This is a genomic window from Dysosmobacter welbionis (assembly GCF_005121165.3).
Taxonomy (GTDB): Bacteria; Bacillota; Clostridia; order Oscillospirales; family Oscillospiraceae; genus Oscillibacter; species Oscillibacter welbionis.
In genome coordinates this window covers 2,419,510-2,440,217 of the sequence record NZ_CP034413.3, presented here as the reverse complement: position 1 = coordinate 2,440,217, position 20,708 = coordinate 2,419,510, and the positions used below count along the sequence as shown (strand labels likewise).

13 protein-coding genes and 2 pseudogenes are annotated in these 20,708 nt (G+C 52.9%); 14 read left to right on the top strand and 1 reads right to left on the bottom strand.

The window, feature by feature from the left end; translation table 11 throughout:
- Positions 1-5: 5 nt before the first annotated feature.
- From EIO64_RS12810 to EIO64_RS12750, 12 genes and pseudogenes are all read left to right on the top strand, one after another.
- Positions 6-461 (top strand): PrgI family protein, encoded by a 456-nt coding sequence (locus EIO64_RS12810; RefSeq protein ID WP_009272665.1) that lies wholly within the window; start codon positions 6-8, stop codon positions 459-461.
- A complete protein-coding gene (locus EIO64_RS12805) occupies positions 418-2,817 on the top strand; it encodes a VirB4-like conjugal transfer ATPase, CD1110 family (RefSeq protein WP_136891456.1) in 2,400 nt (799 codons plus the stop codon). The genes EIO64_RS12810 and EIO64_RS12805 overlap by 44 nt, the downstream gene beginning before the upstream one ends.
- Positions 2,814-3,197, top strand: coding sequence for a DUF3851 domain-containing protein (locus EIO64_RS12800; protein WP_007045772.1), 384 nt, complete (start codon positions 2,814-2,816; stop codon positions 3,195-3,197). The genes EIO64_RS12805 and EIO64_RS12800 overlap by 4 nt, the downstream gene beginning before the upstream one ends.
- Positions 3,190-4,926: a CHAP domain-containing protein gene (locus EIO64_RS12795; RefSeq protein ID WP_055224638.1), complete on the top strand. Its 1,737-nt coding sequence runs from the start codon at positions 3,190-3,192 to the stop codon at positions 4,924-4,926. Before EIO64_RS12800 ends, EIO64_RS12795 begins: the two co-directional genes overlap by 8 nt.
- Positions 4,927-4,955: 29 nt before the next feature.
- Positions 4,956-5,207, top strand: a complete 252-nt coding sequence (locus tag EIO64_RS12790) for a DUF4315 family protein (RefSeq protein WP_006777886.1) — start codon at positions 4,956-4,958, stop codon at positions 5,205-5,207.
- The gene (locus EIO64_RS12785) at positions 5,197-5,955 is read left to right on the top strand and encodes a DUF4366 domain-containing protein (protein ID WP_136891455.1); all 759 of its coding nucleotides are present in this window, start codon (positions 5,197-5,199) and stop codon (positions 5,953-5,955) included. The genes EIO64_RS12790 and EIO64_RS12785 overlap by 11 nt, the downstream gene beginning before the upstream one ends.
- 1 nt (position 5,956) lies before the next feature.
- Entirely contained in the window at positions 5,957-6,151 is a 195-nt protein-coding gene (locus EIO64_RS12780) for a hypothetical protein (RefSeq protein WP_003526245.1), read from the top strand.
- The gene (locus tag EIO64_RS12775) at positions 6,148-6,831 is read left to right on the top strand and encodes a conjugal transfer protein TraG (protein WP_136891454.1); all 684 of its coding nucleotides are present in this window, start codon (positions 6,148-6,150) and stop codon (positions 6,829-6,831) included. The genes EIO64_RS12780 and EIO64_RS12775 overlap by 4 nt, the downstream gene beginning before the upstream one ends.
- The gene (locus EIO64_RS12770) at positions 6,818-8,926 is read left to right on the top strand and encodes a type IA DNA topoisomerase (protein WP_136891453.1); all 2,109 of its coding nucleotides are present in this window, start codon (positions 6,818-6,820) and stop codon (positions 8,924-8,926) included. The genes EIO64_RS12775 and EIO64_RS12770 overlap by 14 nt, the downstream gene beginning before the upstream one ends.
- Positions 8,923-9,201 (top strand): immunoglobulin, encoded by a 279-nt coding sequence (locus EIO64_RS12765; RefSeq protein WP_136891452.1) that lies wholly within the window; start codon positions 8,923-8,925, stop codon positions 9,199-9,201. The genes EIO64_RS12770 and EIO64_RS12765 overlap by 4 nt, the downstream gene beginning before the upstream one ends.
- A 6-nt stretch (positions 9,202-9,207) precedes the next feature.
- Positions 9,208-12,575 (top strand): annotated as a pseudogene (locus tag EIO64_RS19040) (YodL domain-containing protein).
- Position 12,576: 1 nt separating this feature from the next.
- Positions 12,577-12,792, top strand: coding sequence for a transposon-transfer assisting family protein (locus EIO64_RS12750; RefSeq protein ID WP_003526257.1), 216 nt, complete (start codon positions 12,577-12,579; stop codon positions 12,790-12,792).
- Between the two features lie 96 nt (positions 12,793-12,888).
- Here the strand turns inward: EIO64_RS12750 and EIO64_RS12745 are convergent, their stop codons facing one another.
- Positions 12,889-13,656 carry a hypothetical protein gene (locus EIO64_RS12745; RefSeq protein ID WP_249390671.1) on the bottom strand — a complete coding sequence of 256 codons (768 nt, stop codon included), beginning with the start codon at positions 13,654-13,656 and terminating at the stop codon, positions 12,889-12,891.
- Here EIO64_RS12745 and EIO64_RS12740 point away from each other — a divergent pair.
- The gene (locus EIO64_RS12740) at positions 13,643-13,999 is read left to right on the top strand and encodes a TnpV protein (RefSeq protein WP_081016879.1); all 357 of its coding nucleotides are present in this window, start codon (positions 13,643-13,645) and stop codon (positions 13,997-13,999) included. The two genes, EIO64_RS12745 and EIO64_RS12740, sit on opposite strands and share 14 nt — an antisense overlap.
- Positions 13,927-20,657: pseudogene (locus EIO64_RS12735) on the top strand (SNF2-related protein); the annotation flags it as partial. The gene EIO64_RS12740 and the pseudogene EIO64_RS12735, both read left to right, overlap by 73 nt.
- Positions 20,658-20,708 lie beyond the last annotated feature (51 nt).

Genomic DNA, 20,708 nt, shown 5'->3' with positions numbered 1-20,708 from the left:
CCACATTGGCTTATGTACCCGTACCCAAGGACTTAACAAAAGTCAAAACAAAGGTCATGTTCAATCTGACCAAGCGGCAGCTTATCTGTTTCACGGGCGGAGCGCTTATTGGCGTACCGCTTTTCTTTTTGCTCAGAAAACCTACCGGAAACAGTGTAGCGGCTATGTGTATGATGCTGGTTATGCTGCCCTTCTTTATGCTGGCTATGTACGAAAAGCATGGACAGCCCCTTGAAAAGATCGTGGGCAACATTCTCAAAGTAGCTGTGATCCGTCCCAAGCAGCGTCCCTACCAGACCAATAACTTTTATGCCGTATTAAAGCGGCAGGAAATGCTCGATAAGGAGGTGTATGACATTGTTCACCGCAATAAAAAAATGGCTGCATCGGATGTTCGGGAAAACCGAGGAAAAAACTGTGCAGCCGGTAAAGACAAAGAAAAAGCTGTCCCGCGCCGATAAGAAGCAGATCGAAGCGGCCATTGTCCGCGCCAACCGCACGGACAAAAAAGGAAAATCTGCGCAGGACAGTATCCCTTATGAACGGATGTGGCCGGACGGGATCTGCCGCATATCGGACAGCCACTACACAAAGATCATTCAGTTTCAGGACATCAACTATCAACTCTCCCAAAACGAAGATAAGACGGCAATCTTTGAGGGTTGGTGTGATTTCCTCAATTATTTTGACAGCTCGATTCATTTCCAACTGTCTTTTTTGAACCTTGCGGCATCGGAGGAGACCTTTGCTAACTCCATTTCCATCCCGCCCCAAAGGGATGCCTTTGACAGTATCCGCGAGGAATACACCACAATGCTGCAAAATCAGCTGGCAAGAGGTAACAACGGTCTCATCAAGACCAAATACCTGACCTTTGGTATCGACGCAGACAGCATCAAAGCCGCCAAGCCCCGTCTGGAGCGTATTGAGACCGATATACTCAACAACTTCAAGCGTCTTGGTGTAGCTGCCAGAACGCTGGACGGTAAAGAAAGGCTTTCTCAGCTTCATGCGGTATTCCACATGGATGAACAGCTCCCGTTTCAGTTTGAATGGGACTGGCTGGCTCCTTCCGGTCTGTCCACAAAGGATTTTATTGCACCAAGTTCCTTTGAGTTCCGCACCGGCAAGCAGTTCCGTATGGGCAAGAAATACGGGGCTGTTTCTTTTTTGCAGATTCTCGCACCGGAGCTGAATGACCGTCTGCTGGCTGATTTTCTGGATATGGAAAGCTCGCTCATTGTGAGTATGCACATTCAGTCGGTGGATCAGGTGAAAGCCATCAAAACGGTAAAGCGCAAGATTACCGACCTTGACCGCAGTAAGATTGAGGAACAGAAAAAAGCAGTCCGCGCCGGATATGACATGGACATCATTCCCTCTGACCTTGCCACATACGGCAGTGAAGCGAAAAAACTCTTGCAGGATTTGCAGAGCCGCAACGAGAGAATGTTCCTTTTGACCTTTCTGGTGCTGAACACAGCGGACAATCCCCGTCAGCTTGGCAACAACATTTTCCAGGCAGGCTCCATTGCCCAGAAGTATAACTGTCAGCTGACCAGGCTGGACTTCCAGCAAGAAGAAGGGCTGATGAGCTGTCTGCCCCTGGGACTCAATCAGATCGAGATCCAGCGAGGACTGACCACCAGTTCTACGGCCATCTTTGTACCGTTCACCACACAGGAATTATTCCAGAACGGCAAAGAAGCTCTGTACTACGGCATCAACGCCCTGTCCAACAATCTCATCATGGTGGATCGAAAGCTGCTGAAAAACCCCAACGGCTTGATTTTGGGTACGCCGGGTTCCGGTAAGTCCTTCAGCGCAAAACGAGAAATCGCAAACTGCTTTTTGCTTACCAGTGATGATGTTATCATTTGTGACCCGGAAGCGGAGTATGCACCTCTGGTGGAGCGTCTGCATGGGCAGGTCATCAAGATCTCGCCTACCTCCACCAACTACATCAATCCGATGGACCTGAACCTGGACTACTCGGATGATGAAAGCCCGCTGTCCCTCAAGTCTGACTTTATTCTCAGCTTGTGTGAGCTGATCGTGGGCGGTAAGGAGGGCTTGCAGCCGGTGCAGAAAACCATCATCGACCGCTGTGTGCGTCTGGTCTATCAGACTTACCTCAATGACCCGCGCCCGGAGAATATGCCCATACTGGAGGATCTGTATAACCTGCTTCGGGAACAGGAGGAAAAGGAAGCTCAGTATATCGCTACGGCCCTTGAAATCTATGTAACCGGCTCCCTCAATGTGTTCAACCACCAGAGCAATGTGGACATCAACAACCGCATTGTCTGCTATGACATCAAGGAACTGGGCAAGCAGCTTAAAAAAATCGGTATGCTGGTGGTACAGGATCAGGTGTGGAACCGCGTTACCATTAACCGCGCTGCCCACAAGTCTACCCGTTACTACATCGACGAGATGCACTTGCTTTTGAAGGAGGAACAGACCGCTGCCTATACGGTGGAAATCTGGAAGCGATTCCGTAAATGGGGCGGTATTCCGACAGGTATTACCCAGAATGTCAAAGACCTTTTGAGCAGCCGCGAGGTAGAGAACATCTTTGAAAACTCCGACTTCGTGTATATGCTCAACCAGGCAGGCGGAGACCGCCAGATACTTGCCAAGCAGCTGGGCATTTCCACACACCAGCTTAGCTATGTGACCCACTCCGGTGAGGGCGAGGGCCTGCTGTTCTATGGCTCCACAATTCTGCCTTTCGTGGACCACTTCCCGAAGAATACCGAGCTGTACCGCATTATGACCACCAAACCCCAGGAACTGAAAAAGGAGGATGAATGATGATGAACCCCAACATTTTGAATCAAAACCCGTTGATGTTTTTTGACAGGGCGGTAAATGCCCAGCGCAGCCAGCTGCTTACGGTCATGGCCGATGCGGTAAGTGAGTGCCGCACGGCGGCAGATCAGGCAGCCGAACTGAATGAGACCGGTCAGGTGGGGCTGCTCCGTCTGGCAGAGGTCTGGAGCACCATCCGTGCCAAGGAAGGTATGGGTGGTCTGGTTCTGGAAGGAACCGAAGCGAAAATCCTGTCCGATGTGGTGGCACAGTTTTACGCCTACCTGTCCGGTTGTATGTTCAACGATCCTGTGGGAATGGCCATTTATGCAGAGCTGCACTACATGATGTCCTCCCTCATGCTGGGAGAATGGTTTGAATAAGGAGCCGCGCCTGCGCTTTACTGATGAGGAACGGTCTGACCCTGCACTGGAAAAGCCGATCCGTAAAGCGGAGAAAGCTGCGGCCAGAGCAGATAAGGCGCAGGCCAATATCCCAAAGAAAAAGGTCAGGCAGACGGTCATCGACCCGGATACCGGGAAAAAGACCTCGAAGCTGACCTTTGAGGACAAGAAAAAGCCACCCTCCAAACTTTCTCAAGGGGTCAAGGAAGCTCCCGTCCATCTGGTTGCGGGCAAGCTCCACAAAGAGATCCGGGAAACAGAACAGGACAATGTGGGCGTGGAAAGCGCCCACAAGTCCGAGGAAGCGGTGGAGACCGGCGCTTATCTGGTGCGGGAGGGCTATCGCAGCCACAAGCTGAAGCCGTACCGCAAAGCAGCACAGGCAGAGCGCCAACTGGAAAAGGCAAATGTAAATGTTCTGTACCAGAAATCTTTGCAGGAAAATCCCCAGTTTGCCAGCAATCCACTTTCCCGCTGGCAGCAAAAGCAGGCCATCAAAAAGCAGTATGCCGCCGCCAAACATGCCGGTCAGACTGCTGGAAATACCGCCCAGGCTGCATCCAAAACAGGAAAAGCCGCAAGGACGGTAAAAGAAAAGGTACAGCAGGCAGGGGCATTCGTCATGCGCCACAAGAAGGGTTTCCTGATGGCAGGGGTTTTGTTCCTCATTACCTGTATGCTGATGAATACCATGTCCTCCTGCTCCATGATGGCGCAGAGCATCGGTTCCGTTCTCTCCGGCACCACCTATCCGTCGGATGACTCGGAAATGCTGGCGGTGGAGGCAGATTATGCAGCCAGAGAAGCCCAGTTGCAGGAGGAAATCGACAACATTGAAAGCAGTCACCCAGGGTATGACGAGTATCGCTATGACCTTGGTATGATCGGCCATGACCCTCATGAGCTGGCGGCATTTCTCTCTGCCGTCTTGCAAGGCTACACCCGGCAGAGCGCTCAGGCTGAGCTGGCGCGTGTGTTTGCAGCACAGTATCAGCTGACGCTTACTGAGGAAGTGGAGATTCGCTACCGCACGGAGACCTCAACCGATCCGGAGACCGGCGAGACCACCTCAGAAGAAGTTCCCTATGAGTATTACATTTTGAATGTGAAACTCGCCAGCAAGCCCATTTCCGCTGTGGTGTCGGAGCTTCTGACCCCGGAGCAGATGAAAATGTATCAGGTTTACCGGCAGACCATGGGCAATAAGCCGCTGTTGTTTGGCGGCGGCTCCCCTGATACCAGCGGCTCGGAAGATCTGTCCGGTGTGCAGTTCATTAACGGTACCCGCCCCGGCAATCCTCAGCTGGTGGAACTGGCCAAGCGTCAGGTGGGCAATGTGGGCGGTTATCCCTACTGGAGCTGGTACGGCTTTGACTCCCGTGTGGAATGGTGCGCCTGCTTCGTATCCTGGTGCTATAACCAGGCAGGAAAAAGTGAACCGCGCTTTGCAGGCTGTGAGTGGCAGGGCGTTCCGTGGTTCCAGTCCCATGGACAATGGGGTGCAAGAGGCTATAACAATCTGGCTCCCGGAGATGCAATTTTCTTTGACTGGGATTTGGATGGGACAGCAGACCATGTAGGTATCGTGATCGGTACGGATGGCAGCCGTGTTTATACCGTGGAGGGAAATTCCGGCGATGCCTGCAAGATCAAAAGTTATGACCTGAATTATCAAAGCATTAAGGGCTACGGCCTGATGAACTGGTAACAGAGATTTTTAAGAAGGAGTGATAGACGATGGCAAAGAACAAAATTGAGCGCATTGACCAGGAGATTACAAAGGTCCGCGAGAAGATCGCAGAGTATCAGGAAAAGCTCAAGGCGCTGGAAGCACAGAAAACCGAGGCAGAAAATCTGGAGATCGTCCAGATGGTGCGCGCCCTGCGTATGACCCCGACCCAGTTGAGCGCCATGCTGTCCGGTGGCACAGTTCCCGGCAGTTTGGCTGATGACAATAACGAACAGGAGGAAAACAGCTATGAGGAATAAACGATTGCTCCGAACACTTTCCGCCCTTTGCCTGACAATGGTTGTGGCATTTGGCTTTACGATCCCTGCTTTTGCACAGGGGTCAGAACAGGCTCCGGCGGCACCGGCAGAGGATTCTACCAATGACAGCAATGTTACTGTGGAAGAAACAGAACCAGCACCGGCACTTACACCGGAGGGGAATGCGGCACTGGTGGATGATTTTGGAGGCAATAAGCAGCTTATTACTGTTACGACCAAAGCTGGAAATTACTTTTACATCCTGATTGACAGGGCGAATGAGGATAAAAAGACTGCTGTTCACTTTCTGAATCAGGTGGATGAAGCGGATTTGATGGCACTGATGGAAGATGGAAAAGCAAAAGAGGAGCCGCCTGCGGTATGCAGCTGCACGGCAAAATGTGAAGCAGGGGCAGTCAATACGGGCTGTCAGGTCTGTGTAACTGATAAGAGTAAATGTACGGGCAAAGCACCGGAACCTCCGGCAGAAACACCGGAGCCGGAAAAAGAGAAGCCTGCCGGACTAAATCCGGCTGCGCTGATTCTTCTGCTGGCTCTGCTGGGCGGCGGTGGCGTATTTGCCTACATGAAGCTCATGAAGAATAAACCTAAGACCAAGGGCAATGACAGTCTGGACGATTATGATTATGGCGAGGAAGATTCCGAGGAATGGGAAACCGAGGATGAGGAGTCGGACGAACCGGACGCTGATGGGGCAGCACAGAAGAAGATGACGAGGACAGCGTGAAATGACCCGTTTCACAGACAGTCCCTATGAACGCATGATGACACGCAGGCCGGAGGGCGGGAGGGAAACTTCCCGTCCTCATTCTTTATCCCACAACCACCCCTGCTATGGTTGCGGGAGTTATGGAAGTCCCTGCGTAGGTATCTGCCATCGTGAGATGGAACGCTGGCTCAAAGAAAGGAAACGAAAAAAATGAGTGTTCTGATTATATTTATCAAGCTGATTGCTGTTTTTGACCTGCTGGTAATTGCTGTGTATTTTGGCGGCGACATTCTTTCTACCATGTTAAACAAACTTTGGAGAAAGCCAAAGCAAGATGACCCCTTTGATTTCTCCTTAGATACCATGACAGTTTCATTGTCCATAGATTCTATCCGTCAGCTTTGTTCCGACGATGCGGCAGATTTTGTGGAAGAAAAGATCCTGCCAAATACGGAGAAAACAATGGCCGTGCTGACGGAACAAGAACAGACGGCGGCTCGTCTGCTCTTATCCGCTTTGATCGGTTTTCTTGCAGCAGAAGCTCCTATGGATGAACAGAGCTTTCCTTTGATGATGGAACTTCTGAACTGCATGGAAGGGGAAAAAGAAGATGGTTGCCAGGATGCAGTAGATAGTTTACTTGAAGATGCCGCCTGCAATACCCGCCGTCACGAAGAATATTACAGCAATTATCAACGCTACCAACTGATGCAGGTGGATAAAACCCGTGTCATTTTGGCTTGCCGCATCATCATCAATGACCTGCTGGGGAAACTGTACCGCTATGACTACCGGTTTGGTTATAACCTGCTACTGGATGAGGAAAACAGCATAGAGAAAAAACTGCACACGCCTGTGCGGGAAGAATGGGAGGCTGAAGATGATGAGATATAAGCTTGTAATCGCTGAAAAACCATCGGTTGCACAAAGTCTGGCCGCCGTGATCGGCGCGACTGCTCGTAAGGACGGCTATCTGGAGGGAAACGGCTGGCGTGTCAGCTGGTGCGTGGGCCATCTGGCCGGTCTTGCGGATGCAGACAGTTATGATCCCAAGTATGCCAAGTGGCGATATGATGACCTGCCTATTCTGCCGGAGCATTGGCAGATGGTAGTGGGAAAGGATAAGAAAAAGCAGTTTGATATTCTCAAAAAGCTGATGAACGCCCCGGATGTGACGGAGGTAGTAAATGCCTGTGATGCCGGACGCGAGGGCGAGCTGATCTTTCGCAGCGTCTATGAGCTGGCAGGCTGCCAAAAGCCGATGAAAAGGCTCTGGATTTCTTCGATGGAGGACTCCGCCATAAGGGAGGGCTTTGCAAACCTGCGCCCAGGTGTAGATTATGATGGACTTCGGGATGCTGCTCTCTGCCGTGCCAAGGCCGACTGGCTGGTGGGGATCAATGCCACAAGGCTTTTTTCCGTGCTGTACCACCGCACCCTCAACATCGGGCGCGTGATGTCTCCAACGCTGGCACTCATTGTCCAGCGAGAAGCTGAAATCGACACCTTTAAGCCGGTTCCTTTTTATACCGTGGCGCTGGAGCTGCCCGGTCTTACCATATCTGGGGAGCGCATAAGTGACCGAGCAAGCGCAGAGCAGCTGAAAGAAGCTTGCCAGGATGCAGCTGTCACAATCAAAAAGGTGGAGTGTAAGGAAAAGCTCGAAAAGCCACCTGCCCTTTATGACCTGACTACTCTGCAAAGAGATGCCAACCGCCTGCTTGGATTTACGGCCCAGCAGACCCTGGACTATCTGCAAAGCCTGTATGAAAAGAAGCTCTGCACCTATCCCCGTACTGACAGCCGCTATCTGACCGGTGATATGGCAGACAGCCTGCCGGTGTTGGTGAATCTGGTTGCCAATGCTATGCCGTTTCGCAAAGGGATCGCCATTACCTGTGATCCGCAGACAGTCATCAACGATAAGAAAGTAACCGACCACCACGCAGTAATCCCTACCAGAAATCTCAAGGATGCAGACCTTTCTGCCCTTCCTGCGGGAGAAAAAGCGGTGCTGGAGCTGGTGGCCCTGCGTCTGCTGTGTGCCGTGGCCCAGCCCCATATCTATTCGGAAACCGTTGTGATTGCAGCGTGTGCCGGTGGGGAATTTACCGCCAAAGGAAAAACGGTGAAGCACCCCGGATGGAAAGCACTGGAGGACGCTTACCGTGCCAAAACGAAGGATGCAGAGCCGAAAAAAGAGGGTGCAGAGAAAGCCCTGCCGGAGCTGACTGAAGGACAGACCCTTTCGGTTTCTGCGGCAATCGTCAAAGAAGGCAAAAGCAGTCCGCCCCAGCACTTTACGGAGGACACCCTGTTGTCCGCGATGGAGACTGCCGGAAAAGAGGATATGCCGGAGGATGCCGAGCGAAAAGGTCTGGGGACACCGGCCACCCGTGCCGGTATTTTGGAAAAGCTGGTATCTGCCGGTTTTCTGGAACGAAAAAAGAGCAGGAAAACGGTGCAGCTTCTCCCTTCCCACGATGCAGTTTCCCTGATCACCGTTCTGCCGGAACAACTGCAATCGCCGCTTCTGACTGCCGAGTGGGAGTACCGACTGGGAGAGATCGAGCGCGGGCAGCTTGCCCCGGAGGAGTTTTTGGACGGGATCAGCACCATGCTGAAAGATCTGGTAGGAACTTATCAGGTCATCAAGGGAACTGAGTACCTGTTCACTCCGCCCCGTGAGGTGGTGGGCAAATGCCCTCGCTGCGGCGGTGAAGTTGCAGAACTGCAAAAAGGCTTCTTCTGTCAGAATGATTCTTGCAAATTTGCAATCTGGAAAAATAACAAATGGTGGGCTGCCAAGAAAAAACAGCCGACCAAGGCTGTGGTGTCTGCACTGCTTAACGATGGCCGTGTCCGTGTGACGGGCCTATATTCGGAGAAAACCGGAAAGACCTACGATGCCGCTGTGGTTTTGGAGGACGATGGACAGTACGCCAACTTTAAGCTGGAATTTGACCAGCGGAAAGGAGGCAGCCGATGAAGCTCTCTTTAGTGGAACGGGAAACCATTCTCCTCTATAACCAGGCAGAACCAATGGCTGAGGTCTACACCCACGATCCCCGTCTGATGGAGAAGCTGGAACTGCTGGCAAAAAAGCACCCCGACCAGATCACCCGAAAGGACGCCCATAACTTTACCGTCCCCAAGCGGTGTGTATCACTCAGGGAACCATACAGCGCAGAACGCCGCAAAGCTGCCAGTGAGCGTGCGAAAGCTGCCGGATACCAGCCTCCTGTGAGAAAGTCCAGCAGTTAAAGGCACATGGCAGAGAATGTATTTGAAGCAGTCAAGCAGTCGGTCAGCACCAGAGATGCGGCAGCGTTTTATGGGATCGAGGTCAAACGAAATGGTATGGCCTGCTGTCCCTTTCACGATGATAAGAACCCCAGCATGAAGGTAGACCAGCGGTTCCACTGCTTTGGCTGCGGTGCAGATGGGGATGTGATCGACTTTACCGCAAAGCTCTTTGACCTCTCCCCAAAAGAAGCGGCGGAGAAACTGGCACAGGACTTTGGCCTGGTCTATGACAGTCAGGCCCCTCCCCGCAGGAGGTATGTCCGGCAGAAAACCGAGGCACAAAAGTTTCGGGAGGACCGGCAGCGGTGCTATCGTGTACTGTCCGATTACTACCATCTGCTGAAAAAATGGGGGATTGACCATTCTCCCCGGACACCGGAGGAAGAACCGCACCCCCGCTTTGTGGAAGCAATCCAGAAGAAAACCTATGTAGAGTACCTGTTGGACCTTTTTCTTTATGAAAGTGAAGAAGAACAAAGGGCATGGGTTGCAGAACACACAGCAGAAATCACACACTTGGAAAGGAGATTGAAAATCATGGCTGAGAACAAACCCACCAACCGAGAGCGGCTAAGGGAAATCACAGATGGCATCGAGCAGGGGATCAAGGAACTGTTTGAGAGTGAAAAGTATATGCGCTATCTGTCCGTCATGTCCCGCTTCCACCGCTATTCGGTAAACAACACCATGCTCATCTATATGCAGAAGCCGGACGCTACATTGGTAGCCGGATACAATAAGTGGAAAGACCAGTTTGAGCGTCATGTAAAAAAGGGCGAGCATGGCATTACCATCATCGCCCCCACACCGTATAAGAAGAAAATCGAGGAGCAGAAGCTGGACCCGGATACCAAGGCTCCGATTCTGGATAAAGACGGAAAGATCGTCACAGAGGAAAAAGAAATCGAAATCCCCATGTTTCGTCCGGTCAAGGTCTTTGATGTAAGCCAGACCGACGGGAAACCTTTGCCGGAGCTTGCTTCCTCCCTTTCCGGCAATGTGCCAAATTATGAGGCATTCATGGAGGCTCTGCGCCGCAGTGCGCCGGTGCCGATCACTTTTGAAGCAATGGCCGCCGATACGGACGGCTATTTTTCTGCCGATCATCAGAAAATCGCCATTCGCCAAGGCATGAGCGAGGTGCAGACGGTTTCGGCCACGGTTCATGAGATTGCCCACAGCAAGCTCCACAATCAGAAAAAGATTCAGATTGCCAATGACGAGCAATATCAGGAAATCGAGCTGTTTGATAAATCCGGTCTGTTCTCCAATGGGCGGATTGTCCGTGATAATCTGCCGGAGGGCGTTTATTGCTATGACCTGCGCGGTTCTGACTACGACCCCGGAGAGCCGGTCTGTGTAGAAGAACAAGTGGTTGCAAACCATGCAGGTTCCGTTCTGCTGACAGAGCCGCTGGAGCTGGCGGAAGATGGACGCCTGATCCTGACCGAGGAAGAAGGGCTGAATTTTGTTGGCGGCTTTTCTACCCTCACCCAGTTTTTACAAGAACAGAGGAAAGACCGCCACACGGAGGAAGTGGAGGCTGAAAGCATCTCCTATGCGGTCTGCAAATATTTTGGCATTGAGACCGGAGAAAACAGCTTCGGCTATATTGCAAGCTGGAGTCAGGGCAAGGAACTGAAAGAGCTGAGAGCCAGTTTGGAGACCATCAATAAGACCTCCGGCACTTTGATCTCTGACATTGAGCGCCACTATAAGGAAATATGCAAAGAGCGTGGGATTGATCTCCATGCAAAGGCAGAGCCGGAAACCGCCCCGATAGAGCAGCCAACCGGCAATCTGACTTACTATGTGGCAGAGTGCATGGAGTTTTCAAACCTTGGAGAATATCACGATAACCTGTCTTTGGAGGAGGCGGTCCGCATCTATCAGGAAATTCCGGCAGAGCGAATGAACGGGGTCAAAGGGATTGGGTTTGAGCTGAAAGACGGAAGCGACTATGAAGGACCGTTTCCGATTTTGACCGGACAGACCATTGACCTGGACACCATTCAGGCAATCGACTATTACCGTGATAATCCGTTGGTGCAAAAAGCGGTAAAGGAACTGGCTGCGGCCATGCCGGAAATGGAAGTGCTGGGGCGGATGCCAACCAGCAGGAGGCTTTGTTTCTGATCAACGATGCCACCTATCTTCATATCCAGTCCTGTGACAGCGGATGGGACTATACCCTTTACGATGCCGCATCCATGAAAGAGCTGGATGGTGGTCAGCTGGATATGCCGGAGCTTTCCCGCAAAAATGCAGTTCTCCAGATTTGTGATGACAACAATCTGGACAGCACTTCGCTCAGACACGCTCCTATGTCCATGATTGAGACCTTGCAGGAAGCGGCCTATCAGCAAATGCAGGCAGAGACCAGTCAGATGATTGCTTCTTCCCAGTTGCCGGAGGCACAGGAGCAGGCACTGGATGAATACCCCATGCCGGATGAGCAGGTCTCCACACCGGATATGCAGGAATATGGCTACTCCTATGATGGGATGCTCCCTGTTACCAGAGAACGGGCGCTGGAACTGGATGCCGCCGGTTTGACCGTCTATGTGCTGCATGAGGACAATACGGAGAGCATGGTGTTTGACCCGCAGGAAATCATGGATCATGGCGGTCTTTTCGGTGTGGACCATGAGGAATGGGAGAAAAGCCCTCAGTTCCACGAAAAGGTCATGGAGCGTCAGGAACATCAGCAGGAACGCGAACAGGCATTTCTCTCTCAGAACAGAGATTGCTTTGCCATCTATCAGGTGAGCCGTGACGATCCGCAGAATGTGCGCTTTATGAATCTGGATTGGTTAAAGTCCCATGACATTTCCATAGACCGCAGCAATTATGACCTCATTTACACAGCTCCGCTAAGTGCGTCTGGCACGGTGCCGGAGCAGTTGGAGAAACTCTATCAGCAATTCAATCTGGAAAAGCCCGTGGACTTTCATAGTCCCTCCATGAGTGTCAGCGACATCGTTGCGATCAAGCAGGATGGTAAGGTATCCTGTCATTACTGTGACAGTGTTGGTTTTACCCAGATCCCCGGATTCCTGCCGGAAAATCCGCTGAAAAATGCGGAGATGGACGTGGAGGACGATTACGGCATGATCGACGGTATCATCAACAATGGCGCAAAAGAGCCTACGGTGGCAGAGCTGGAACAGCAGGCCCGCAGCGGTCAGCCCATTTCCCTGATGGATCTGGCTGCCGCTGCCCATCGGGAGGAACGGGAAAAGAAAAAGTCCGTCATGGAGCAGCTGAAAAGCCAGCCCAAGGCAGAACACAAAAAGACAGCACCCAAAAAGAGTGCGGAAAGGGAGATTTGATATGGGAAACTTTACTTTTGAGGAAATGAACCTGATGTGCATTTACAATACCGGCAGCCGCACCGGGCTGATTGACAGTTTGCGTGAGATGCGCGGCGAGCTTTCGCCGGAGGAAACGGAGCTGAGAGAGTTGACCGACAGCGCCCTTACGAAGCTCTGTGCGATGACCGATGAGAAGTTTGCCGAACTGGAGCTGTACCCGGATTTTGACCAGTAAACAACATAACCGCAGGGATGGGGTGGCGATCTGCCACCCCGCCTTTTTACCCCAAAATTGAAAGGAGGACAGAACACTATGCCAACCAAAGCTGAACTATATGCGCAGATGGCGGACAAGGTGGCAACACAGCTCACGGGGAGCTGGCAGGAATGGGCAGGGTTTCTCACTACTGCTTCCCGCCTTTACAAGTACCCGTTCCATGAGCAGCTGATGATCTATGCCCAGCGACCGGACGCCACCGCCTGTGCGGAGTACGATTTGTGGAATGAAAAGATGGGCCGTTATGTAAGGCGCGGTTCCAAGGGAATCGCTCTGGTGGATGATTCCGGGGACAGACCTCGCCTGCGTTATGTCTTTGACATTTCCGACACCGGAACCCGTGAACATTCCCGCACTCCCTGGCTGTGGCAGTTGGAGGAGCGCCATCTGGATTCCGTGCAGGCCATGCTGGAGCGCACCTATGATGTTTCCGGTGATGACCTTGCCGGACAGCTCACGGAGGTAGCCGGAAAACTGGCCGAGGAATACTGGACGGAGCATCAGCAGGACTTCTTCTATATCGTTGACGGTTCCTTTTTGGAGGAATATGATGAGTATAACATCGGAGTGCAGTTCAAGGCAGCCGCCACCGTCAGCATCACTTACGCTTTGATGTCCCGCTGTGGACTGGAGCCGGAACGCTACTTCGACCACGAAGATTTCATGGCGATCTTTGATTTCAATACCCCGTCCACCATCGGGGCGCTGGGAACAGCGGTCAGCCAGATCAACCAGCAGGTGCTGCGGCAGATCGGCGTTACCGTCCGAAATGCAGAGCGCGAAGCCAACCAAGAAAGGAGCAAACAAGATGAACAATCCCATGACCTATATCCAGAACGGAGACTATCTGATTCCCGACCTGAAGTTGAGCCAGCAGCCGGAGAAACCCTTGGGCAAGTACGGCAGGATGAGGAAAACCTACCTGAAGGAACATCGTCCCATCCTCTACAACCAGATGTTGCTGAGCGAGAAGTTGTACCCGCACCTTCTGGAGATCGACGAGACCGCCCAGAGCAGACTGGAGCAGATGATGCCCCAGCTGGCGAAGGAAGCGGGAGCCACCGAGGAACTGAAAGCCAGCGATCCCATGAAGTGGGTGGGGCTGATGAACACCTGCAAAGCTCAGGCCGAGGAAATCCTGATGGCGGAGCTTATCAACAGCTGACCCTAAACCTGTTCCTCTCCGAAGCGGAGCAGATCCAATCCATAGATGAAGCAGAGAATGTAGCGCATACATCCTCTGCTTTTTCTTTTGCCCAAAATGATATTGACCATGTGCTGCGTTTGGGAGGCAATACAGATCGTCAGAGGGAGCGTGTGGTTGCAGCATTTGAAAAGCAGAAAACCACCGCTGAGATTGCCGAGATACTGAAAACGCTGTACCACGGCGGCAACGGCCTTGGCAGCGTGAGCGTATGGTATGCCGAGGATGGTATCCATCTTTCCCACGGGAAGTCTGTCCGTTATGACAGGTCTGCCCAGGTCATTTCCTGGGAGAGTGCCGCAGAGCGCATCGGGGAACTTTTGGAAAGTGGCCAGTTTGCCTCCAATGTGGAGCTTGCAGAAGCGGCAGGCTATGAACGCTCCCTCCTTGCAGAAAAACTTTGGCATCTGTACCACGATTTCAGCGATAAAGCCAGAGATTCCGGGTATCTGTCCTGTCTGTCCGGTATTCAGAGAACCGGGTTCCCGGAAGAAACTGCATGGCTTGCCGAGCAGCTGAGTGACCCGGCTTTCCGCCAGACCCTCAAGGAAGAATACGCCGCCTTCTGGACTGCCTATCAGCAGGACCGTGACCTGTTGCGCTTTCATTACCATAGGCCAAGGGAAATTTGGGAGAACCTGAAGGATCTTGACCTGCCACGCAGAACTTTTCTTCGGATCTTTCCCAAGTGCCAACCGTCCAGCATTTCATTACCGAGGATGAGATCGACGCCGCCATGACCGGCGGCAGCAGTTTTGCCGGAGGAAAGGGCCGTATCTATGCGTTCTTCATGGAAAACCATACGGATAAGGAAAAAGTGAGATTCCTTAAAGACGAGTATGGCATTGGCGGACGCTCTCATGCCCTGTCCGGCGCAACACACAGCGGCGAAGATCACGATGGGAAAGGACTGCACTATAAAAAGCAGGACTGCCCGGATGTTCACTTGAACTGGGAAAAGGTTGCCAAGCGCATTACTTCACTTGTCCAGAAAGGCCGCTATCTTACCGAACAGGAACAAGCGCAGTATGACAAGATCCAGGCTGAAAAGGATCTGGCAGAAGAAGATGCCATTCATGCCCAGCAGCCGGAGATAGAGGAAGAAACGCCAAAGCCTACCCTTCGGGAGCAGTTTGAGCAGTATAAGCCTGTGGTGACTGCCGCCATATCTGAGGATGTGGCATATCGAAATGCCTGCGGTCATTCCGACCGTGAAAATGCTGTCATCGAGGGCAATGCCGCTGTGCGCCGTGCGGTTCTTGGCTCTAAGGATATGGAGCTGATTCGGCTCTATTCCGATGTGCCGGAGTTCCGTCAGCGTCTGCACCGGGAAGTGATCGACGAAACCTATCCAAAGCTCCATGAGCGTCTGCGCCCTCTTTCTCAGGAGGATATTGATACCGCCCTTTGTGCATGGAACGGCAATATTGAGAGTAAACACGCTGTTGTCCGCTATATGAAAGACCATGCAAGAGAAAAAGATACCGCCGCATGGCTGGCTCAGGAATACGGCGGCAGTAACAGCAACAGCCTGTTCGTTGTCCGTGCCGGCAGCCCGGAGGAAACGCAGCTGCCCTGGCCGAAGGTACAGCGCCGGATTGCCCAGCTCATTCAGGAGGACCGGTTCTATACCGAAGAAGAACAGAACCGTTTTGACGACATCGACCCTATCGCCATCCGGGAAGCCCTGGAGGAAAGAGGGATCGTCAACGGACAGGTGGCAGACCCGGAAAAACTGGACAATGACCCGTTTATCCAACAGGTGATGTCGGATGCCGAGCAGATCGCAGCTGCCGAGACAGAACAGACTTCCGAGGTTTCCATTTCCGATGAGGAATATGATGCAGTTCGCCGCCCGACTCCGCAAAGAACCTCCTATGATCCTGCCGCCCCGGTTTATGCCGTGGGCGATACCGTGTATATCGAGGATGACGCCTATCAGATCACCGAGCTACGGGAGGACACCGTACAGCTTCTGCCCACCGGGATGGTATATCCCATCTACCGGGCAGAGCGCAAAGAACAGTTCGAGCAGCTGCTTCGGGCAGACCGCCGCAATGCTTACTATACCGAGTTTCTTCCTATTGACCCGGACAAGGCAGATCAGGACTTGCGGGATGTATTGGCTCATGGACTGATGGATGAAGCAGATAAAAAACAGGTTTCCACGCTGCTGCAATCCGGCAGGAGCAACAGCGAGATCGCCTACTGGCTGAGCAGAGCCTATTCCGGTGAGATCGAGACACTGAATCTGGAGACCGGCGATATTGCCGATTACCGTACCACGGCACAGGGCATAGAACTGGAAGTCATGGATGCAGAGGAAAAGCGTCTGGCTATGCTGTATTTTCGCTGGGATGAGGTTGCACCTTTGCTGCGCGGGATGTACGCCCGTCAGCAGGACGGTTTGGGACAGGAACAGCCCCAACCGGCTGCCGAATCCCCGACCTTCCATTCCGAGACCATGGCCGTCTATCCGGGCGATAAGAACAATCTGCCTTATGATGTGGTGGTGGAACGACTGCATATCGAGGAGCCGGAGCCACCAGCGCCTGTGACAGAGCCGGAGAAAACCTTTGAGGAAGTGCTGGACGAACACCCGGTTTCCATTCAGGTCAATGGCCAGTGGCAGACCTTCCCCAATGCCGAAGCTGCCGAGGAAGCCTCCTATGAGGAATACAAGGCTAACCTGCGCCGCAATGCAAAAAACTTCCGCATTACCGATGAGCATTTGGGCGAAGGCGGTCCGAAAGCCAAGTTCCAGGCAAATGTCAATGCGATTCGTTTGCTGAAAGAGCTGGAAGCTGCCGGACAGCAGGCAAGCCCCGAACAGCAGGAGGTTCTTTCTCGATATGTGGGCTGGGGCGGTCTCTCTGATGCGTTTGACCCGGAGAAACCGGTATGGGCTTTAGAGTATGCCCAGCTAAAAGAACTGCTGACCCCGGAGGAATATGCCGCCGCCAGAAGCTCTACCCTCAACGCCCATTACACCAGCCCTACGGTCATTCAGGCCATCTACGAAGCGGTGGACCGTATGGGATTTGAGACAGGAAATATTCTGGAGCCGTCTATGGGTGTGGGCAATTTCTTTGGTATGCTGCCGGAGAAAATGCGAAACAGCCATCTGTACGGCGTGGAGTTGGACCCGGTTTCCGGGCGCATCGCAAAGCAGCTTTATCCCAAGGCAGACATCACAGTAGGCGGCTTTGAGACCACCGACAGGCGTGACTTCTTTGACCTTGCCATCGGCAATGTACCTTTCGGTCAGTATCAGGTCAATGACAAAGCCTACAACAAGCTAAATTTCAGTATTCACAACTACTTTTTCGCCAAAGCACTGGACCAGGTGCGTCCCGGCGGCGTGGTGGCTTTTGTAACCTCTCGCTATACTATGGACGCCAAGGATTCCACCGTGCGCCGCTATCTTGCCCAGCGTGCCGAGCTGCTGGGAGCTATCCGTCTGCCGAATGACGCGTTCAAAAAGAATGCCGGTGCCGAGGTGGTATCGGACATCATCTTTCTCCAAAAGCGGGACCGTCCGCTGGACATCGCGCCGGAATGGACTCAGACCGGACAAACGGAGGATGGGTTTGCCATCAACCGGTATTTTATCGACCACCCGGAAATGGTGCTGGGCAGACAGGAACCGGTAAGCACTGCTCATGGTATGGATTACACCGTGAACCCTATCGAGGGACTGGAGCTTTCCGACCAGCTGCATGATGCTGTGAAGTACATTCATGGCACTTATCAGGAGGCAGAGCTGCCGGAGCTGGGCGAGGGCGAAGCCATTGACACCTCCATTCCTGCCGACCCCAATGTGAAGAACTATTCTTATGCCATTGTAGACGGGCAGGTGTACTACCGGGAAAACAGCCGCATGGTGTGCCCTGATCTCAACGCTACCGCCGAAGCCCGTGTGAAAGGTCTTGTGGGACTGCGTGATTGTGTGCAGGAACTGATCGACCTTCAGATGGATGCAGCGGTTCCAGACAGCATCATTACCCAAAAACAGGCGGAACTGAACCGACTCTATGACAGCTTTTCTGCCAAATACGGTCTCATCAACGACCGTGCAAACCGGCTGGCCTATGCAGATGATTCTTCCTATTACCTGCTCTGTGCGCTGGAAGTTATCGACGAGGACGGAAAGCTGGAGCGCAAGGCGGACATGTTCACCAAACGGACCATCAAGCCCCATCAGGCAGTGGCTACTGTGGATACGGCAAGCGAAGCACTGGCGGTGTCCATCTCGGAAAAAGCCTGCGTAGATATGAGCTATATGAGTCGGCTTACCGGAAAAACAAAAGAAGCACTGGCCGGAGAACTGCAAGGCGTGATCTTCCGTGTGCCGGGACAGCTGGAACAGGACGGCACACCCCATTATGTGACTGCTGATGAATACCTTTCCGGCAATGTACGCCGCAAACTGCGTCAGGCGCAGCGGGCGGCACAGCAGGACCCTTCTTTTGCAGTCAATGTGGAAGCTCTTACCGCCGCCCAGCCCAAAGACCTGGATGCGTCGGAAATTGAGGTGCGTCTGGGCGCTACCTGGATTGACAAGGAGTACATCCAGCAGTTTATGTACGAGACCTTCAACACCCCGTTTTATCTCCAGCGCAGCATTGAGGTCAACTATTCCTCCTTTACTGCTGAATGGCAGATCAAGGGGAAATCTTCTGTATCCTACAACGATGTGGCAGCTTATACCACCTACGGAACCAGCCGCGCCAACGCCTACAAGATTCTGGAGGATTCCTTAAACCTGCGGGATGTCCGTATCTATGACACCATAGAGGACGCAGACGGAAAAGAGCGCCGCGTACTAAACGCCAAGGAGACCACTCTGGCTGCCCAAAAACAGCAGGCTATCCGGGAAGCCTTTAGGGACTGGATCTGGAGAGACCCGGAGCGCCGCCAGACTTTGGTGCGCCAGTATAACGAAGAAATGAACTCTACCCGTCCCCGCGAGTATGATGGCAGCCATATCACTTTTGGCGGCATGAACCCGGCCATTACCCTGCGGGAACACCAGAAAAGTGCCATCGCCCATGTGCTGTATGGCGGAAATACCCTGCTGGCACACGAAGTAGGCGCGGGCAAAACCTTTGAGATGGTGGCCGCTGCGATGGAAGCCAAACGCCTGGGCTTGTGCCAGAAATCTCTCTTTGTGGTTCCCAACCACCTGACTGAGCAGTGGGCATCGGAGTTTCTGCGCCTCTATCCTTCTGCCAACATCTTAGTCACAACCAAAAAGGACTTTGAGACCCATAACCGCAAGAAGTTCTGCGCCCGTATTGCGACCGGTGACTACGACGCCATCATCATGGGACACAGCCAGTTTGAGCGTATCCCCATCAGCCGGGAGCGTCAGGAAAGGCTTCTCTATGAACAGATCGACGAGATCACCGAGGGGATTGCAGAGGTGCAGGCCAGCGGCGGCGAGCGTTTTACTGTCAAGCAGCTGGAACGCACCCGCAAATCTCTGGAAGCCAGATTGGAAAAGCTGCAAGCCGAGGGGCGAAAAGACGATGTGGTGACTTTTGAGCAGCTGGGTGTGGACCGGTTGTTTGTGGACGAGGCCCACAACTATAAAAACCTGTTTCTATACACAAAAATGCGGAATGTGGCTGGTCTTTCCACATCGGACGCGCAGAAATCCTCCGATATGTTTGCCAAGTGCCGCTATATGGACGAGATTACCGGAAACCGTGGCGTTATCTTTGCAACCGGAACCCCGGTCAGCAACTCCATGACCGAGCTTTACACCATGCAGCGTTACCTTCAGTATGAACGTCTGCAAGAGTTGAACATGACCCACTTCGACTGCTGGGCTTCCCGATTTGGGGAGACCGTCACAGCATTGGAGCTGGCACCGGAAGGCACCGGCTACCGGGCAAGAACGAGATTCAGCAAGTTCTTTAATCTGCCGGAGCTGATGAACCTGTTCAAAGAAGTGGCCGACATTAAGACTGCCGACCAGCTGAATCTGCCTACCCCGGAAGTGGAATACCACAACATCGTGGCGCAGCCTACCGAACATCAGCAGGAAATGGTCAAAGCTCTTTCGGAGCGTGCATCGCTGGTACACAGCGGAACTGTTGACCCGTCCCAGGATAACATGCTCAAGATTACCTCGGATGGCCGTAAGCTGGGGCTTGACCAGAGGATCGTCAACCAGATGCTGCCGGACGAACCTGGCACAAAGGTCAATCAGTGTGTGGACAACATCATGCAGATCTGGCGGGACGGCAAAGCTGACAAGCTGACCCAGCTGGTGTTCTGCGACATTTCTACACCACAGGCCAAAGCTCCTGCAAGCAAGGCGGCGAAAACGCTGGATAATCCACTGCTTCACGCATTGGAAGGCGCTGTGCCTCTGCCGGAGCAGGAACCGGTCTTTACGGTATATGACGATATTCGTCAGAAACTCATTGCCCAGGGGATGCCTGCCGACCAGATCGCTTTTATCCATGAAGCCAATACCGAAGTGCGGAAAAAGGAGCTGTTCTCTAAAGTCCGTACCGGTCAGGTTCGTGTCCTTTTGGGCAGCACCGCCAAGATGGGCGCAGGCACCAATGTGCAGGACCGTCTGGTGGCACTTCATGACCTGGACTGTCGTGCGACACGTTCCTAACTGAAAAGGTTAGGCGTAAAGCACATTAAAAAT

What these genes read in the sequence shown, in the direction of transcription:
- EIO64_RS12800 (WP_007045772.1), top strand. Translation starts at nt 2,814, where the DNA reads ATGATGATGAACCCCAACATTTTGAATCAAAACCCGTTGATGTTTTTT.
- EIO64_RS12785 (WP_136891455.1), top strand. Translation starts at nt 5,197, where the DNA reads ATGAGGAATAAACGATTGCTCCGAACACTTTCCGCCCTTTGCCTGACA.
- EIO64_RS12790 (WP_006777886.1), top strand. Translation starts at nt 4,956, where the DNA reads ATGGCAAAGAACAAAATTGAGCGCATTGACCAGGAGATTACAAAGGTC.
- EIO64_RS12740 (WP_081016879.1), top strand. Translation starts at nt 13,643, where the DNA reads ATGAACAATCCCATGACCTATATCCAGAACGGAGACTATCTGATTCCC.
- EIO64_RS12775 (WP_136891454.1), top strand. Translation starts at nt 6,148, where the DNA reads ATGAGTGTTCTGATTATATTTATCAAGCTGATTGCTGTTTTTGACCTG.
- EIO64_RS12745 (WP_249390671.1), bottom strand. Translation starts at nt 13,656, where the DNA reads ATGGGATTGTTCATCTTGTTTGCTCCTTTCTTGGTTGGCTTCGCGCTC.
- EIO64_RS12765 (WP_136891452.1), top strand. Translation starts at nt 8,923, where the DNA reads ATGAAGCTCTCTTTAGTGGAACGGGAAACCATTCTCCTCTATAACCAG.
- EIO64_RS12750 (WP_003526257.1), top strand. Translation starts at nt 12,577, where the DNA reads ATGGGAAACTTTACTTTTGAGGAAATGAACCTGATGTGCATTTACAAT.
- EIO64_RS12770 (WP_136891453.1), top strand. Translation starts at nt 6,818, where the DNA reads ATGATGAGATATAAGCTTGTAATCGCTGAAAAACCATCGGTTGCACAA.
- EIO64_RS12780 (WP_003526245.1), top strand. Translation starts at nt 5,957, where the DNA reads ATGACCCGTTTCACAGACAGTCCCTATGAACGCATGATGACACGCAGG.